Raw genomic sequence first — 13,641 nt, forward strand, 5'->3', positions numbered from 1 at the left:
GAGGTTTCCCCCGCGGAAGATGGTGGCGAGCATGATGTCCTCGTGCGTATGGCTTTGGCGTCACAACCCGCCGTTGACCGGCAATACGGCCCCCGTCATGTACGTGTTGTGGAGGGCCAGCCAGAGAATGGCGCGCGCGACCTCGGAGGCCTTTCCTCGGCGGCCGTACGCGCTGAAGCGCCGATAATCCTCCCCCAATCGCGTGTCAACGCTCCGGGACATTCCCTCCTCCAGGAGTCCCGGCGTGACAAGGTTTACCCGGATTCCTCTCGGCCCCAATTCCTTTGCAAGCGAACGAACCATGGCGCAGAGCGCACCCTGCGTGGCGGCGAAGTGGGCGGGAGCGGGCATGGGCCGGCTCCCGTCGAAGGCCGCGGTGAGCACGACATCTCCCCCGCCGCGTGTCGCCATGGGCTCCGCGAGCGCCTGGATGGCCAGGAACGCCGAGCGGACATTGAGGGTGTGCAGCGTCTCCCAGTCCGACTCCGAGATGTCGGCGAGCGCCCGGTCCTGCCCCATGCCCAGACAGTGCACCACCACGTCGGGGGCGCGGCCCTCCGCCTCCAGTGAGGCGCAGAGCCGGCGGATGGCACCCGCCTCGCGTACATCCAGGGCATGCCCTCGCTGCTTCAGCTCGGCTTCCAGTTGCCGGGCCCGCTCGGCGGAGGTGTGCCAGGTGAACTCCGCCGGCACGTCCTCCCTGGCCAGGCCGCGCAGCACCTCGCTCCCGAGGTACCCCGTTCCGCCGAACACCAGCGCCCGTCTCATGCCGCCTCCTCGAGGCCGAACTCGTAGCGCAGCGAGGGCTGCTGCCTCACCCGCCAGATTCGCTGGTCCAGGTAGTAGTGATGGAAGAAGAAGCCCCAATAGAGGACCAGGAAGAGCTGGCCGGCCGTGCTCGCCTCGGGGAAGAGCGAGCCCACGGGAGACGCGCCCCGGGCCGAGTTGAGCAACAGGTAGAGCAGCGATACCGCCACCATGAGGCCGTAGGCCACCACGGGCGCGCGGCCCAGCAACGCGGCGAAGGAACGCTCCTCGTAGCGGGAGAAGCGGCGGCGGTTCGCGGCGACCACGATGCCCAGGTATTGGATGGCATGCATCACGCCTCCCACCATGGTGGCCGCCATGAACATCTGCTCGGGTGTCTGGGGCCCCTGGACGAGCGGCTCGAAGGGGCCGATGACGAAGAAGGGGAGGAGCGCCGAACCGCTCGCGGCGCACAGGAGGAAGAGGGTGGGACGCGCCCCCCGGCCCCGAAGGACGCGCAGCGCGGCGTAGGTGAGCCAGCCCACCGACAGCAACGCGAGGGTCACGCCGCCCCCCACCAGGATGGCCCGCCCGAGTGCCGGCAACTCCATGGGCAGCCCCAGGATGCGACGGTTCTCCGGGTGGCCCAGGAGGAAGAGTCCGAATGCGGCCCACAGCGAGACATAGAGGAACCCGGTGTCGATCCGTCGCTCCCGGGGAGTGGCCCGCGCGAAGCTCTCGTAGAGGGAGAGCAGGCCATAGTTCTGACGGACCGCGTGGTGGAAGGACCACAGCGTGGCGAGGACCAGGAAGAGATCGAACGCGGCGCGCTCGCCCGTGAGGCGAAGCATGCCCCACGCCGCGAGCCCGGGGACGAAGAAGAGCAGGCTCCCGGCCAGGAGTCGGGCCCGCTCCCTGCGCTCGCGCGTGTCCAGGTACGTGCGGCCGAACGTCGCCAGCAGGTGCGGCCCGTCGAGCAACAGCAGCCACGCGGCCCACAGTGGCAGGAGGAGCACGGGCCAGGCGAGCGCGGCGAGCCCCATGGCTCCGGCCACAAGGCTGCCGCCAAAGAAGAAGAAGCCGTCGAAGCGACGGCCTCCGATCCACCCGGCCTCCCTCACCGAAGCTGGCATAGGTACTCCACCGCATCCCGGCAGGCGTGCACGAACGCCGCGAGCCGCTCGCTCCCCGTGTCCAACGGGGGCTGTAACCGCAGCACGCTCCACTCGTGGCCACACACGTTGACGAGGAAGCCCGCCTTGTAGAGCCGGTGGCAGGCGAGCAACCCCATCGCCGAGCGCTCGCTGTACTCGGGCATGCCCAGGTACTCGAAGGTGAGCCAGGGGTGGTCGGCGGCCCGGAGCGCTACGCCGGCGAGCAGGCCCTCGCCGCGAATCTCCTCCACGAGCGGCAGTCCCGTCAGCGCCTCGCGCAGTGCGCGGTGGAGTTCCGCGCCCCGCTCACGCACCCGCTGGAGGGCGTCCTCGGTGAGCAGCTCCAGGAACGCGAGCGCGGCGACGCAGGCCAGGGCGTTCCCACTGAAGGTGGAGGCATGGGACTCGGCGGTGGGGTGGGTGCCGTAGGCGCGATCGAAGATGTCCGCGCGGGTCAGCATGGCCGAGACCGGCATCAGTCCTCCCCCGAGCGACTTGCCGAGCACCACCACATCCGGCAGCCGGGGCCAGGCCTCGCTCGCGAGGAACCGGCCGGTGCGTCCCAGGCCGGTCTGGATCTCATCGGCCACCAGGAGCACCCCGCGCCGCCGGGTCTCCTCGCAGAGGGCCCGCACGTACTCGGGCGAGAGGGTGCGGACGCCGCCCTCGATCTGGATGGGCTCGACGACGATGGCCGCCACGTCCGGTGAGGCGAGGGCGGACTCCAGCGCGGCGAGATCCCCGAAGGGCAGGCGATCCACGGCGGGCAGGTGCGGCCCGAAGGCGTCCCGGTACGTCCCCGGGTGCATCATCGCCACGCCGCCCATGGTGTAGCCGTGGTAGCCGCGCTCCAGACAGAGGATGCGCGGCCGGCGGGTGGACGCACGCGCGAGCTTGAGCGCGGCCTCGACGGCCTCGCTGCCCCCGCTGACGAGGAAGGCCCGATCCAGGGCGCCGCCGGTGCGCTCGGAGAGCCGGGCCGCCAGCATCCCGGCATAGGGGCTGATGACGGAGGTGAAGTACGAGGGCGACTCGCTGGCGAGGAACTCCTGGAGGGCCCGGCCCACGGACGCGTTGCGGTGCCCGAAGGCCTGCGTCCCCCAGCCCGAGAGGAAGTCCTCCACCTCGCGGCCCTCGGCGTCCACGAGCCGGCCCTCACGGACGGCCACCACCCGGTAGGGCTCGCCGGTGATCTCCGCCCGGGTGACGCTGAGCGGGTTCACATGGCGGCGGAACAGCTCGTAGCCCTCGAGGAGGGAAGGTCTCGCGGCGCTCATAGCCCTCCGTCGAGCGCGATCTTCGCGCCTGTCATGAAGGTGTTCTGGGGGGACACGAACCAGGTGGCGAAGGCGGCCACCTCCGCCATCGTCCCCACCCGCCCGAGCGAGGCCTGGCTCTTGTATTCGGCGATCCGGTGCTGCGGCAGCCGGCTGGCGAGCCCCCCATCCAGCAGGCCCGGCGAGAGGTAGTTGACGGCGATGCCGTACTTGCCGACCTCGGAGGCGAGGGACTCGGAGAAGCCCTTGAGGGCGGCCTTGGAAGCGGCGTAGTGGACGGGGCTGCTCACGACCCGGTCGGTGGAGAACGAGCCGATGTTGAGGATGTGCCCTGCGCGCGCCCGGAGCATCGGCTTGAGGGCGGCGCGGCTGAAGAGGTAGGCCCCCTTCACGTTGACGGCCATGACGGCGTCCCAGTCCGGCTCGTCCATCAGGGCGATGGGCAGCACCTGGGTGATGCCCGCGTTGTTGACGAGCACATCCAGTCCGCCCCAGGCCGTGGTGATGGCATCCACGGTGGCCGCGGTGTGCTTCCCGTCCGCGACCGAGCCCTGGAACACCAGCGGCTCACAGCCCTCGGCCTGGAGGAGGCGCCGCGTCTCCTCGGCATCCTCGGTGCGTTTGGAGAAGGTGAAGGCGACCTTGGCGCCGGCCCGGGCGAATGCCAGGCAGAACGCCCGGCCCAGGTTTCGCGAGCCGCCGGTGATGAGGCAGCGCCGTCCTTCGAGCAGGCGGCCAGGGGAGGGGGGAGGAGAGGTCAAGGCTCGCTCGGGTCTGGAGTGCCGGAACCAGGACCATAGACGGAACCTGGTAGCCTCCAGAGGGACGGATATCGTGCCTACATCTCACCACATACTCGTCGTTACAGTGACAGCATATCATGCCTACATTTCGTGACACTTTCCCAGAAAGGGAAGACATATCAACAAAATCAATGCGTTTGCAAATTAAATGCCAGACATTTGTGTTTTGTTTGTTTTTGATTTGCTTGCTATTTTCAAACGGGTCGTGGTGGTTGTTTTTGCGTGTTATGCAATCGATTGCGTCAATTTAATTTAGATTGTCTTTGTTTCAATAAATGACATACATTGCATGTGACCGGAGATCGGGGGTGACTTCAATCAGGACAGTGGGTGTCCGCTTCTGGGACACTTCCCGCCACGCCGCCAAGCCCCTGACTCAACTGGGAAAGCGGCGAAAATGCGTGAGGTTCCTTTACATTTCAAACCTCCGACGGTGGAGCCGCGATGCTCCCATCCCCGCCTCGCCAACCTCGCATTCCCTCGAAAGCCGGTAACTGGCCCGAGCCTTGCTTAAGGAGTGTCCGCATCGTCGGTACCCCCCAGACCCAGGAGTCCCCCATGAGCAAGAACCTTCGCGGCAATTTCAAGTGGCTGGCCGGCATCGCCAGCATGTCCCTGCTCGGCGCATGCGGTGTACCGGGGGACTCGGCGGGTGAGCTCGTCGGTGCGGCGCAGGAGCTGCGCGAGGCCTCCGCCGGAGACGTGGCCGTGAGCCTGTCCTCCAAGGCCGCCATCATCGGCGCCCAGGAGCGCGCCTCCGTGACGGTCACCCTCACCAACACCACCCGCCACCCCGTGAAGCTGCTCAAGTGGTACACGCCCGCCGAGGAGCTCGAGGAGGCGCTGTTCTCGGTGACGCTCGACGGCCAGCCCGTCGCCTTCGAGGGCCCGCACTACAAGCGCCCCGCGGCGCGCGAGAGCGACTTCCTCACCCTGGCCCCCGGCGAGAGCCTCACGCGCACGGTGGACCTGGGCCTGTATGATCTGTCGCGCACCGGCAGCTACGGCATCCGCTTCGAGGTGGAGGCCGGGCGGCTCCACGGCTCCAGCGCGAAGCAGGGCCAGCTCAAGTCCAACGACGTGAGCGTGTGGATCGAGGGCCGCGCCAGCGCCCAGCAGGAGCCGGCGGATATGACGGCCTCGCTCACCAGCAGCATCGCGTTCTCCGGCCGGTGCTCCACCACGCAGATGTCCACGCTCATGGACGCGATGAACGCCGCGTCGGCCATGGCGGACAACTCCAACGCCTACCTGACCACCACCAGCCCGGCGGGCACGCCGCGCTACAGCACCTGGTTCGGCGCCTTCTCCAGCAGCGGCTGGACCACCGCGAAGACCCACTTCGCCGCCATCAAGGACGCCTTCGACACCAAGCCGGTCACGCTCGATTGCAGCTGCAAGAAGAGCTACTACGCGTACGTCTACCCGAACCAGCCGTACAAGATCTACGTGTGCAGCGCCTTCTGGAGCGCGCCGCTGACGGGCACCGACTCCAAGGGCGGCACCCTCATCCACGAGATGAGCCACTTCACGGCGGTGGCCGGCACGGATGACCACGTCTACGGCCAGAGCGGCGCCAAGAGCCTGGCGATCTCCGACCCGACCGCCGCGCTCAACAACGCGGACAGCCACGAGTACTTCGCCGAGAACACGCCCTTCCTTCAGTGATTCTCGCGGTGAAGTGCTGAAGTGAGAGACGGGAGCGGCGACGCTCCCGTTTTTCTTTCGCGGGCCACGGCGAAGCTCAGCTCACCGCGGGCACACTCACTTCCGGGTACTTCTGGCGGAGCAGCTGCTCCGTCGTCACCAGGGTGAGTCGCGCGCGCTTGAGCCGGTTCACCACCTCCTCCAGCACCCGGACGGTCTGCGAGTGGATGTCGTGGAAGAGGATGGCGCCGCCGCGCACCTGGATGCCGTCGGTGGGGGAGAAGACGCTCTGCACGATGCGGGAGTCATCCCGGCGGAAGCGCCAGTCCCGGGAGTCCACCGTCCACATCACCGCCATGCGCCCACTGGACTGGAGGACCTCCTTCACCACCGAGTCCATGGAGCCATAGGGAGGCCGCACCTGCCAGAGATCGTAGGGGTGGCCCAGTGCCGCGTTCACCGCGGACTGGAGCTCGGCGATCTGCCGCGCCACCTCCGCCCGGTCCACCTTGGCCAGGTCGGGATGGTCGTCGCTGTGGCCGCCCAGCGCATGGCCCTCGGCGACGATGCGGCGGACCAGTTCCGGGTACTTGCGCACGTTGGTGCCGACCACGAAAAAGGTGGCCTTGACGCCCGCCTTCTTCAGGATGTCCAGCACCTTCGGGGTGTTCACCGGGTGCGGCCCATCATCGAAGGTGAGCGCCGCCCGGCCCGGGAAGCGCTCCGACCAGAACAGGCCCCGGATGCGGGAGGGGGGCGCGGGCGTCTCGGCGGGGTTCGTCGGCGGCAGTTCGATCGTCATACCGACCACCACCCGGTTCGGATCCGGGAGGACGTCGGGGTTGAGCGCGGCGATCTCGCTCCAGCGGCGGGCATCCCCCAGCTTCGCCTTGGCGATGGAGCCAAGGGTGTCTTTGGGCTGCACGGTGTAGGTGGCGTTGCGGGTCGTCTGCATGGCGAAGCCCCCAGGATGATGAGGAACAATTTTAACCCCCGGCTCCCACGCGGTGCTGCTCTGCCCACGGTCACGTGTTGGCTATGAGGCCATCGTCGACCAGCGCTCCAGCAACCTCCTCCCACGCCTGGTCACCTGGCAACCACGCGTCGCTTCGCGGGGCATCCGCGGTCCCCGTGAGGCGTTACTCTCAATGATGCCTGCCTCCTCTTACCCATGAGGACATCCCATGAGGAATCGGAATCGCTTCCCTGGTAGCCAGCCGAGCTCGCAGTCGATCAAGCCCAAGAAGCTGGGCAATCCCGTCTCGAAGATGACGCAGGTGGCGGGCAAGCGTATTGGCGGCGCGCTGCGCTCGGAGTACGCGCGCCAGCAGAAGCGGCGCGACACGCGGCGCTGAGCGTCGGTCAATCCAGGGAGCGGGCGGCGCCGCGCAGCGCCTCGTCGACGAGCGAGAGCGGGAGGGAGAGTGTCTCGGCCACCTTCCGCAGCTCCAGGTAGTGCGCGTCGGTGATGTTGCCGTCCGGGGCCGTCACTCCGGTGAGGTGCTGCACCAACCGGGCCCGATCGGCCATGGACGCCTCCTGCCGGACGCGGGAGAGCACCTCTCCCAGCTCTCGCCGGGCCACATCGGGCGAGGGAGGGGGACCTCCTCGTTCCGCCCCCGGCAGCGCGCCCAGCGGCGCGGTCACCCCGCTCCGCTCGCGCTCGGACAGGGCCACCACCCATCCGCCCAGCAGCAGCGCCCGCCGCAACAGCTCGCCGCGTGGAGACTTCTCTTCCAGGTACGAGGGCTCCAACATCCGGAGATCCCTTGCCACCAGGGCGTCGACCTCCTCGTCCGAGATGCCTTCCTCGCTCGCGTAGCTCCCCGCCACCTCGCGGAAGCGCCTCGATCTGGAGAACGCCACGAGGGCACGCACGCGCGGCGGACTGAAGGGGTGCGTGCTGAAGCAGCCCAGGGTGTCCTCGTCCTCACGCGGCTTCTCCCGGGCCTCGGGGGAGGCCAGGAGCGCATCCACCTCGCGTCCGTGGAGCGCCAGCTCCGCCTTCACGGACACGGAGGACAGGCCGCTGGTCAGCTTGAGCAGCGCACTCGCGGAGTCCTCGAGCTGTCTGGCACACAGCAGCCCCGCCCGATCGGCGCTCACCTCCGCCGCCCGACTCCAGAGGCCCATGGCGAAGGCGAGGGTACGCGGGACGATGAGCCCTCCCGCGTCCTCGACGGTGATCGTCGCCGGTAGGGGAAGGGCGAAGTGATCCAACGCGAGGTGGCCGAGCTCGTGGCCAATGACGAAGCGCAGCTCGGCCTCGGTGAGTACCTCGATGAGCCGCGCGGAGAGGACGATGGCGGGTGGCTCCCCCGGGGCCCGCACCGCCGCGGCCTGGAGCGTCGGCTCCGGCTGGACGAACACCGCCACGGGTTCGCCACGGCCCAGTACCTCCTCACAGGCGGCCAGGGCATTCACGACCGCCGGAGCCATCGAGCGCGTCAGCCGGAGCGCGTTCCCCAGCAGCCGCCTCCGCCGTGCGATGGCACCACGCCCCGGGGCCACCTCGTCCAGGCGCCGCAGTGCCCGCTGGACGTCCTTGTCCGCGAGCAGCGCGCCCCGGAGGTGCCGGTCGATCGAGGACTGGAAGATGCTCGGGTTCTCGTGCGCCATGATGGGGAAGCCTCCTGCCCGCAGCGTACCTCAACATTCTCCAGGCGAGGCGGCATAGGATGCCGGGGACATGGCCCCCTCCAACGCGCCCGGGACCCTCGACTTCTCCACGCCGCTCGTCTGTCAGCAACTCTGGAGCGGTGACCACCAGGCGTTTCCCCTGGCCGCGCCAGCCCTGACGAGCCATGCGTCCACCCGCGAGGCCTGTCTCGCCGAGCAGCGCCTGTTCCTCGAGGAGCACCTCTCCCGCGCCGAGCCCGAGGACCTCTCCCGCTTCTCCTTCCCCGAGCAGGCCCGGATTGAAATGCTGGAGATCCTCGCGCCACGCGCCGATCTGCCCAAGCGTCTCGTCAACCCCACCACGCTGGAGATGGTGACGGTCGTCGTGCCGCTGCCGGAGGAGACCTGGGTCTTCGTCCCCGCGCTCGACCACACCGTCTACGTGGGCAGGAACCAGGATCTCCGGGAGACCGTACGCGCGGATGTGGAGCGCCTGATCGCCGCGCGCGAGCCGACCGCCCACGAGTACCTGCGGCTGCTGCCTCCGAAGTCCGTGACGCTCGAGACCGTGCAGCTCCAGCTCCGGCGCCAGGACGCCTTCGGTGACAAGGCCCGGCAGGCGAAGAAGAAGCAGGCGGAGAAGCTCAAGCGGGATCAGGCGCACGAGGTGCTCCTCTCCGTCTCCACACAGCTCCACGATCGCGATGAGGCCCGCTATGGGCCGCCACTCATCGGCCGGGACACCGAGCTCGCGCTGCTGTCGAGTCTGCTCGGCGGCGAGAAGCGGCAGGGCGTGCTGCTGGTCAGCCCCGAGCTCGCGGGCAAGACGGAGCTGCTCCACGCCTGGCTCCGGACGGAGCGGAAGGCCGGCCGCCAGCGGCGCGTGTACGCGACGAGCGGCTCTCGGTTGCTCGCGGGCATGTCGGGCTTTGGCCAGTGGCAGGAGCGCGTGCTGCGCGTGATGCGGGCGGCGCAGGAGCTCGACGCCGTCCTCTATTTCGAGAACCTCGGCGAGCTGCTCGCGCAGCACTCCTCCGAGTCCATCGACATCCCCGGCGCGATGAAGCCCTTCCTGGAGGAGGGCCGGGTGCGGTTCCTCGGCGAACTCACCCCCGACGCGTTGGATCTGCTGGAGAGCCGGCAGCCGGGCCTCTTCGCCTCGCTCTCGTGCGTGCGCCTGGAGCCCCTGGATGCACGACGCACCCGCGAGGCCCTGCGGACCCGCTCGGCCTGGCAGCGGCAGGCGGACGCCTCCCGGCCCACGCTCGCCGAGGACGCGGTGGAGCCGCTCGTGGAGCTGGCCGAGCGCTACCTCCCCAGCCGCGCGCTGCCGGGCAAGGCGGTGCGTCTCTATGAGGAGATGCGCGCGGGCCTCCAGCAGGAGCGCACGGGCGGGGACAAGGCGCCCGTGCTCACCCGCGAGAGGGTCTACTCGCTCTTCAGCCTCAAGACGGGTGTTCCCGAGTTCCTGCTGCGGGGGGATCGCGCGCTGCTCGCCGGAGAGGTCGAGGCGTGGTTCCGCCGTCAGCTCATCGGCCAGGAGCTGGCGGTACGCCGGCTCGTGGAGACGCTGTGCATGGTGAAGGCGGGGCTCCAACCCCAGGGCAAGCCGCTGGCCACCTTCCTCTTCGTGGGCCCCACCGGCGTCGGGAAGACGGAGCTGGCGCGGCTGCTCGCCTCGTTCCTCTTCGGCTCGGCGGAGCGGATGTTCCGCTTCGACATGAGCGAGTTCATGGACGCCTGGGCCGCCGAGCGGCTCATCCGGGGCAATGCCCAGGGCGAGGGGCTCCTCACGCGGCGGGTCCGCCAGCAGCCCTTCTGCGTGCTCCTGCTCGATGAGATCGAGAAGGCGCACCCGGCCGTGTTCGATCTGCTCCTCCAGGTCTGCGGGGAAGGGCGGCTCAGCGACGCCCGCGGGCAGACGGCCTGGTTCCACAACGCCATCATCATCATGACCAGCAACCTCGGGGCGGCCCACCGCCGGAGTCAGCTGGGCATCGGCGCGACCTCGGTGGATGACACCGCCTACTACCCACGAGAGGTGCACAAGCACTTCCGCCCCGAGTTCATCAACCGCATCGATCAGCTCATTCCCTTCCACTCGCTCACGGCCGAGCAGGCGACGGAGGTGGCGCGGCTCGGTGTGGACAAGCTGCGGCAGCGGCGCGGGCTGCTCCAGCGGGGCATCTCGCTCCAAGTACCGCCCGACATCACCACCACCCTCGCCGCATCGGGCTACCAGGAGGCCTATGGCGCCCGTGCCATGCGCCGGCACCTGGATCAGCGGCTCGTCGTCCCCATCGCCCGCGCGCTCTCCTCGGCGGGACCGGAGGCCCAGGGCGGACGGTTGGAGATCGCTCCAGGCCCGGAGGGAATCGGGGTGGAGCTGCACAAGGGCAGTCCGAAGGCGGCGCGCAACCAACTGGAGCTCTTGCGCGGCCTTCAGTTGGAGCGACGGGCCATGGATGACCTCTTCCGGCTCGACGCGGTGGAGCAGCTCAAGGAAGAGCTGACCTTCCTGGTGGCCCAACTCTCCCAGGGCGACCGCGACGTGAAGGGCTCCGAAGCCGCTTCGGTGGCGACGCTCCAGGAGAAGCACCACCGGCTCGAGGGGCTCTGGTCGCGAGCGCGGCAACTGCGCGCGTCGCTGATCGCCGCCGAGGAGCTGGCGCTCATGGCCCTCTTCGAGCAGCAGGATGCCGGACCCTTCGTGGAAGAAGCTCGCGAGCAGATCCAGACCCTTCGCCGGCTGATGCCCTCGGTCCTGCTCGCGCTCCTTCCCAGGCGGGATGAGATCTCGCTGATCCTCCAGGAGTCCGGCGAGGGCCAGGGCCTCGATCGTTGGCTCCTGCCGCTGCTCGACGACGCTCCCCGGCGTGCCTGGGAAATCGAGGGCCTCCTGTCGGTGACCAGCAAGAGCAGCGAGCGCAAGCGCAAGTGGGACGACAAGCTCCTCGGTGCCTCGGCCCTGCGGGAGGCGCTCCAGAAGCCCTCGCGGAGCTTTCACGAGGTGTTGGTCTCCGTCCGCGGGCCGAACGCCGGAGCCTTCCTGGCACTCGAGGCCGGAATGCACCGCTTCGGCTCGGTCCTGCTCTCCATCCAACCGGTGGCGATGCGCGCCCGTCTGTTCGCGAAGGAATTCTCGCTGCCGGTCATCGCGCCACCGACCCAGCCGCCCCTCAAGGAGCTGAGACTGGTGCCTCCCGTGCGCGAGCATCTTCCCGACGACCAGCTCTCGCTGCTCGATGGCACGTGCACGATGCGGCTCGCCCCCCAGGACTACTTCCGGGACCTCGAGCTGGTGCTGCTCAATGTCATTGCCTTCGTCGAGCTCGCCGAGGGGCTCGACCGTGAGAGCTGCTTCTCCTTCGTGCTCGACAAGACCCAGGGGCTGAAGCGATGAACCTCTCCATCGCCGTCTACCAGAGCCGGCACTCCTCTGGCTTGCGCTGGACCACCCTCGGCCTCGGCCCGCATACCCGCACGCGCGAGGGCCGGACCGACATCAAGCTCCAGCGCAAGCTCGTGGATGAGCTGCGGAGCACCCTCCGAGAGCTCAAGGCCCGCGAGCTGGCGTACTTCCAGTTTCCCCGTGGCATCCGCCTGGAGAGGGTACGGCTGGAGCTCGACTTCAAGCGGCGCCTGTCCGGCCTCTTCCCCCTGGTCCTCGAGCCTCGCTGGCGCACGCGCGAGGAGGCGATGACCATCGCCTACCACCCCGCGCGCCAGGACGAGTGGTTCCCCGTCGACCCCGAGGCCGAGCTGGAGGAGCAGGCGAAGGTCTTCTTCACCCGTGCCTGGGCCGCCCTGGAGCCCGACCAGCACGAGGAGCTGCGCTCCAACGGCAAGGACAGTCTCAAGGCGCTCGCGTTCGTGGCGCAGCCCCGGACGCTGCTCGACGAGCTCGGCAAGAAGAAGGGGCCCTGGGACGACCTGGAGACAGAGAACGCGCCCGGTAAGAAGAAGACGCCCAAGCCGCCCGGGGGCCTCCAGGTGCTGCCGAATCTCGGGACGAACCTCACCCTCCAGGCCGCCGAGGGGACGCTCGACGCTGGCATGCCGCGCAACCCCTACCGCGAGCAGCTCCAGTTCCTCCTCGGCGGAGAGCGGCGGACCCCCGTGCTGCTCGTCGGGCCTCCCGGCTCCGGCAAGCGGACCCTCCTCAAGCGCTTCGTGGCCGAGCAGCTCGAGGTCGACGGCTTCCAGACCCACCGCAACCTGGACAGGGTGACCGAGGTCTGGTCCGTGGCCGGCAAGCGGATCATCGCTGGCATGAGCTACGTGGGCGACTGGGAGCAGCGCTGTTTGAAGCTGCTCGAGGACGCCAGGGGCGGGCGGCGCATCCTCTACGTCGAGGATCTGCATGCCTTCGGGCGCATCGGCCGCTCGCGCGACAGCGACGCCAACCTCGCGCTCTTCTTCCAGGGGGCGCTCGCACGCGGGGAGCTCACCCTCGTGGGCACCGTGACGTCGGAGCAGCTCCAGCGGCTCGAGTCCGATGCCCCGTCCTTCGCCGCGCTCTTCACCCAGCTCCACGTGCGCCCCACCAGCGCCGATGAGACGCTCCGCATGCTGCTGCACGAGGCGCGTGAGCTGGAGCCCCGCTACCGCGTCACCTGGTCGCCCCCGGTCTTCCCGACGCTGCTGGAGCAGGCCAGCTCGCTCTTCGCTGGCGCCGCGCTGCCGGGCAAGGCCTTGGATCTGCTGCGCGAGCTGGCCGCTGATTCCGGAGGGAAGGGGAGGGAGATCGACGTCGGCATGCTCTTCGAGCACCTGTCGCGCAAGACGGGCCTGCCGCACTTCCTGCTCCACCCCACCCGGAAGCTGGAGCCGAGCGAGGTCCACGCGGCCCTCGCGCGCAAGGTGATGGGGCAGCCGCAGGCGGTGGAGGTGGTGTGCGATCTGATCGCGCGCATCCACTCGGGGCTCACGGATCCCCAGCGTCCCTACGGCGTCTACCTCTTCACCGGCCCCACCGGCACGGGCAAGACGGAGCTCGCGCGAGCACTGGCCAGCTACCTGTACGGAGACGCGTCGCGCATGGTGCGGCTCGACATGGCCGAGTTCCAGACGCCGGACGCCGTCGCGCGGCTCACCGGGGACGCGTGGCAGCCCGAGGGGCGTCTGACACGGTTGATGCGCGAGCAGCCCTTCTCGCTCGTGCTGCTCGATGAAATCGAGAAGGCCCACCCGGCGCTGCTCAACCTGCTGCTCCAGATGTTCGATGAGGGCCGGTTGACGGACGCCTCGGGCGAGACGGCGGACTTCACGCACGCCGTCATCGTCATGACGAGCAACCTCGGGGCCCGCCAGAAGCCAGCGGTGAGCATCGTCGCTCCAGACGCGCGGGACCTCGCGCTCGATTCGGACCGGGCCGTGCGTGAGTTCTTCCCT

At 69.0% G+C, this 13,641-nt stretch carries 10 protein-coding genes; 4 read left to right on the forward strand and 6 right to left on the reverse strand.

Features of this window, described 5'->3' with window-relative positions; genetic code table 11:
• Positions 1-60: 60 nt before the first annotated feature.
• Genes VF794_RS22830 through VF794_RS22845 form a run of 4 tightly spaced genes read right to left on the reverse strand, consistent with a single transcriptional unit; the run spans position 61 to position 3,939 of the window.
• Complete coding sequence (locus tag VF794_RS22830; RefSeq protein WP_331113780.1) at positions 61-768, reverse strand: SDR family NAD(P)-dependent oxidoreductase; 708 nt, start codon at positions 766-768, stop codon at positions 61-63.
• Positions 765-1,880 carry a hypothetical protein gene (locus tag VF794_RS22835; RefSeq protein ID WP_331113781.1) on the reverse strand — a complete coding sequence of 372 codons (1,116 nt, stop codon included), beginning with the start codon at positions 1,878-1,880 and terminating at the stop codon, positions 765-767. The genes VF794_RS22830 and VF794_RS22835 overlap by 4 nt, the downstream gene beginning before the upstream one ends.
• Entirely contained in the window at positions 1,865-3,178 is a 1,314-nt protein-coding gene (locus tag VF794_RS22840; protein ID WP_331113783.1) for an aspartate aminotransferase family protein, read from the reverse strand. The genes VF794_RS22835 and VF794_RS22840 overlap by 16 nt, the downstream gene beginning before the upstream one ends.
• Positions 3,175-3,939, reverse strand: a complete 765-nt coding sequence (locus VF794_RS22845; protein ID WP_331113785.1) for an SDR family NAD(P)-dependent oxidoreductase — start codon at positions 3,937-3,939, stop codon at positions 3,175-3,177. Before VF794_RS22845 ends, VF794_RS22840 begins: the two co-directional genes overlap by 4 nt.
• 600 nt (positions 3,940-4,539) lie before the next feature.
• Here VF794_RS22845 and VF794_RS22850 point away from each other — a divergent pair.
• Positions 4,540-5,649: a M35 family metallo-endopeptidase gene (locus VF794_RS22850; protein WP_331113787.1), complete on the forward strand. Its 1,110-nt coding sequence runs from the start codon at positions 4,540-4,542 to the stop codon at positions 5,647-5,649.
• 76 nt (positions 5,650-5,725) lie between these two features.
• Here the strand turns inward: VF794_RS22850 and VF794_RS22855 are convergent, their stop codons facing one another.
• On the reverse strand, positions 5,726-6,583 hold the full coding sequence (locus tag VF794_RS22855; protein ID WP_331113789.1) for a polysaccharide deacetylase family protein: 858 nt from the start codon (positions 6,581-6,583) through the stop codon (positions 5,726-5,728).
• Positions 6,584-6,812: 229 nt separating this feature from the next.
• Between VF794_RS22855 and VF794_RS22860 the strand changes: the two genes are divergently transcribed.
• Positions 6,813-6,983, forward strand: a complete 171-nt coding sequence (locus tag VF794_RS22860; protein ID WP_331113791.1) for a hypothetical protein — start codon at positions 6,813-6,815, stop codon at positions 6,981-6,983.
• 7 nt (positions 6,984-6,990) lie between these two features.
• Here the strand turns inward: VF794_RS22860 and VF794_RS22865 are convergent, their stop codons facing one another.
• On the reverse strand, positions 6,991-8,247 hold the full coding sequence (locus VF794_RS22865) for a M48 family metallopeptidase (RefSeq protein ID WP_331113793.1): 1,257 nt from the start codon (positions 8,245-8,247) through the stop codon (positions 6,991-6,993).
• A 70-nt stretch (positions 8,248-8,317) separates the two neighbouring features.
• On the opposite strand from VF794_RS22865, the gene VF794_RS22870 reads away from it, so the two are divergent.
• Positions 8,318-11,650 carry an AAA family ATPase gene (locus VF794_RS22870; RefSeq protein ID WP_331113795.1) on the forward strand — a complete coding sequence of 1,111 codons (3,333 nt, stop codon included), beginning with the start codon at positions 8,318-8,320 and terminating at the stop codon, positions 11,648-11,650.
• On the forward strand, positions 11,647-13,641 hold a 1,995-nt coding region (locus VF794_RS22875), incomplete at its 3' end, for an AAA family ATPase (RefSeq protein WP_331113797.1). The genes VF794_RS22870 and VF794_RS22875, both read left to right, overlap by 4 nt.

It is taken from the genome of Archangium sp., from assembly GCF_036389735.1.
Taxonomy (GTDB): domain Bacteria; phylum Myxococcota; class Myxococcia; order Myxococcales; family Myxococcaceae; genus Archangium.

Excerpts from the sequence above, each read along its gene's own strand:
- VF794_RS22830 (WP_331113780.1), bottom strand. The coding sequence starts at position 768 with ATGAGACGGGCGCTGGTGTTCGGCGGAACGGGGTACCTCGGGAGCGAG.
- VF794_RS22870 (WP_331113795.1), top strand. The coding sequence starts at position 8,318 with ATGGCCCCCTCCAACGCGCCCGGGACCCTCGACTTCTCCACGCCGCTC.
- VF794_RS22840 (WP_331113783.1), bottom strand. The coding sequence starts at position 3,178 with ATGAGCGCCGCGAGACCTTCCCTCCTCGAGGGCTACGAGCTGTTCCGC.
- VF794_RS22835 (WP_331113781.1), bottom strand. The coding sequence starts at position 1,880 with ATGCCAGCTTCGGTGAGGGAGGCCGGGTGGATCGGAGGCCGTCGCTTC.
- VF794_RS22860 (WP_331113791.1), top strand. The coding sequence starts at position 6,813 with ATGAGGAATCGGAATCGCTTCCCTGGTAGCCAGCCGAGCTCGCAGTCG.
- VF794_RS22865 (WP_331113793.1), bottom strand. The coding sequence starts at position 8,247 with ATGGCGCACGAGAACCCGAGCATCTTCCAGTCCTCGATCGACCGGCAC.
- VF794_RS22855 (WP_331113789.1), bottom strand. The coding sequence starts at position 6,583 with ATGCAGACGACCCGCAACGCCACCTACACCGTGCAGCCCAAAGACACC.
- VF794_RS22850 (WP_331113787.1), top strand. The coding sequence starts at position 4,540 with ATGAGCAAGAACCTTCGCGGCAATTTCAAGTGGCTGGCCGGCATCGCC.